This window comes from Azospirillum formosense (assembly GCF_013340925.1).
Lineage (GTDB): Bacteria > Pseudomonadota > Alphaproteobacteria > Azospirillales > Azospirillaceae > Azospirillum > Azospirillum formosense.
On the sequence record NZ_WHOR01000422.1, the window covers coordinates 1 to 3,018 of the forward strand.

Annotated in this window: 3 protein-coding genes; all 3 read right to left on the reverse strand. The window is 69.0% G+C overall.

The window, feature by feature from the left end; all coding sequences use genetic code 11:
• Positions 1–74 precede the first annotated feature (74 nt).
• On the reverse strand, positions 75–869 hold the full coding sequence (locus GBZ26_RS28465) for a MinD/ParA family protein (RefSeq protein WP_014198325.1): 795 nt from the start codon (positions 867–869) through the stop codon (positions 75–77).
• Positions 866–1,927, reverse strand: a complete 1,062-nt coding sequence (locus GBZ26_RS28470; protein ID WP_174441677.1) for a flagellar biosynthesis protein FlhF — start codon at positions 1,925–1,927, stop codon at positions 866–868. Before GBZ26_RS28470 ends, GBZ26_RS28465 begins: the two co-directional genes overlap by 4 nt.
• A gap of 43 nt (positions 1,928–1,970) precedes the next feature.
• Positions 1,971–3,018 (reverse strand): FHIPEP family type III secretion protein (locus GBZ26_RS28475; RefSeq protein ID WP_247884941.1); only part of this gene is annotated, 1,048 nt, incomplete at its 5' end.

Sequence of the window (3,018 nt, forward strand, 5' to 3'; positions counted from 1 at the left end):
CCTTCCTCCCACGGCCGCCGGGGCGGCGGGCGCGCCGGCGGCCGTGGGAGGAAGGGCGCCCCCCATCTCCGGACTTACTGGCCGTTCAGAAGCCGCTGGGCAATGGCCAGCACGTCCCGCGCAGCGTCGGAGCTGGGGGAGCGGGTCAGCAGCGGCGACTGGTTGCGGATGGCGTCGCGCACCTTCAGGTCGCGGCGGATGATGCCGGCCAGCGCGGGCTTGTACTTCAGGAAGTTCTGGCAGGCCTTCAGGATGGTGCCGTAGGTGCGCTCGCCGTCCTTCACGCTCTGCGCCATGTTCACCACGACGCGCAGGTCGGCGGTGGGGTTGGTGGCGTGGGTCAGCTTGATGAAGGCGTAGGCGTCGGTCAGCGAGGTCGGCTCGTCCGTCGTCACCACCAGCGTCGTCCCGGCCGGGCCGGACAGGGTGCGCACCGTGCGGTCGACGCCGGCCCCCATGTCCATGATGACGCAGTCGTAGCGCCGCGCCAGCTCCATCAGGTCGTTGCGCAGGCCGGACAGGCGCTGGCTCGGCAATTGGGCGAGCGTCCCGGAGCCGGAGCGGCCGGCGATGATGTCGAAGCCGCCCTCGGTGTAGCGCTGGGCCGCGCGGCCCAGCGTCACGTCGCCGTTGATGACCGCGCCGAGATCGTTCTTGGGCTGGAAGCCGAGCTGGATGTCGACGTTGGCGAGGCCGAGGTCGCCGTCGAACAGCAGCGAGTTCTTGCCCATCTTGGTCAGCGCGTGGGCGAGCGTGATCGAGAACCACGTCTTGCCGACGCCGCCCTTTCCGCTGGCCACGGCGATGACGTTGGCACCGCGCAGCGGGTGAACGTTCTTGAGGGCGGCCGGAAACACCGGATCGGTCATGGGATGGTCCTCGACGAAGAACGAACGGCTTTGGTCTTGGCAGGGGCCACCGGCTTGGGCCGGTTGCGCGCCGCCTTGTCCTCGGCGGGCATCATCAGGCGGGCGAAGGCCACCGGGTTCAGCGGTGTCAGCCCCTCGGCCACCTTGGAGGAAACGCTGGCGTTGCAGAAGGCCATGCGCGAACGGTGCGCGGTACCGAGCAGGCTGCCCAGCCGACGCGCCATGTCGAGCCGGGTGATCAGCATCCGCCGCACGCCCAGCGCCTTGAAGGATTGGGCGATGTCGGCGGCTTCCATGGCGTCCAGCCCGGCGGGGAGCACGAGGATCGGCTCGGCCACCCCGGCGGACAGCAGGGCCTTGAGGTCGGCCATGTCTTCCCGATTGTAGGGGTTGCGCCCGGCGGTATCCACCAGGACGACGTCGGCGCCGCGGCTGACCTCGAACGCGCCCGCGAGCGCGTCGGGGTCTTCCACCGTCGCCAGTTTGATTTTCATCAGACGCGTGAAGGCGGCCAACTGTTCCATGCCGCCGGCGCGAACCGTGTCGGTGGTGATCACGCCGACCGAGCGTTTGCGGAACACCGCCTGGGCGGCCAGCTTGGCGACGATCAGCGTCTTGCCGCTGCCCGGCGGGCCGACCAGGATCAGCGGCTTGTTGCCGCCGCGCCGGTCCTGCAGCGGGCTGAAGGTGAACATGGAGTCGAGGGCGGCGCCCAGCGCCAGCGCGGGATCGTCGGTGTCCAGCCCGGCGGCGGCGTCGATCAGCTGCTCGGCCAGGGCCGCGGGGACGCCGTGGCGGTGCAGCACGTCGGCCACCACCTCGCCCACGTCGATCTCCGGCTCCTCCTCGACCACCACCATGGGGCGGGCGGTCCGGGCCGGCTGGGCCGTGCGCGCCTGCGCCATCAGCAGATCGTCGTCCTCCACCGCCGCGGTCACGCGAACGCCGCCGCCGTCCTCCTCGCGCGTGGCGACGATGATGGCATCGTCGCCCAGCGTCTGGCGGACCATGCGCATGGCTTCGGACATGGACTTGGCGTGGAACGACTTCAGCCGCATCGGCCCGCTCCCCGCCCGTCACACTGGTTCGTCATGGCCTGCATCAGATCTGCCCCAGGGTCTTGATCCGCGCCTTGGGGTGGATCTCGTTCTGCGACATCACCACGGTGGCCGGCCGGAACCGCTCGACGATCGAGCGGACGAAGGGACGGATCAGCGGGCTGGTCAACAGGACGGGGGTCTCGCCCATCATGGCGTGTCGCTCGAAGGTTTGGCGGACCGAAGTGATGAATTGCTGAAGCCGGCTCGGCGCCATCGTCAGTTGCCGGTCGTCGCCATCGCCCACCAGCGATTCCGCGAACGCCTGCTCCCACTCGGGGGACAGGGTGACGAGCGGGATCACTCCCATCTCGTTGATGTTCGCGTCGCAGATCTGCCGCGCCAGGCGCGTGCGCACATGCTCGGTGATCTGCGTGATGCTGCGGGTTTGGCTTGCCGCTTCGGACACGCCCTCCAGAATGGTCGCAAGATCGCGTACCGAAACCCGTTCTGCAAGCAGGTTCTGCAACACCCGTTGCAATCCGCCCACAGTGATCTGCGCCGGCACCACGTCGGCGATCAGCTTCTGGTGCTCCTTGTCCAGCTCGTCCAGCAGCTTCTGCGTCTCGGTGAAGGACAGCAGCTCGGGCATGTTGTCCTTGATCAGCTCGGTCAGGTGCGTGGTGATGACGGTGGACGGGTCGACCACCGTGTAGCCCTTGAACAGCGCCTCCTCGCGGTAGCCCGGCTCGATCCAGATGGCCGGCAGGCCGAAGGTCGGCTCCACCGTCTGCTCGCCGGGCAGGCTCATCGCTTCGCCGCGCGGGTCCATGACCAGCAGCATGTTCGGGCGGATGTCGCCGCGCCCCGCCTCGATCTCCTTGACGCGGATGATGTAGGCATTGGGCGGAAGCTGGAGGTTGTCCTGGATGCGCACCGCCGGCATGACGAATCCGACCTCGCCGGCGATCTGGCGGCGCAGGCCCTTGATCTGGTCGGTCAGCCGGTGGCTGCCCGCCTGCGGCTGGTTGATCAGCGACAGCAGGCCGTAGCCCAGCTCCAGCCGGATCAGGTCGATGGCCAGCGCCGTGGCGATCGGCTCGTCGGCCACC

Excerpts from the sequence above, each read along its gene's own strand:
- GBZ26_RS28465 (WP_014198325.1), bottom strand. The coding sequence starts at position 869 with ATGACCGATCCGGTGTTTCCGGCCGCCCTCAAGAACGTTCACCCGCTG.
- GBZ26_RS28470 (WP_174441677.1), bottom strand. The coding sequence starts at position 1,927 with ATGCGGCTGAAGTCGTTCCACGCCAAGTCCATGTCCGAAGCCATGCGC.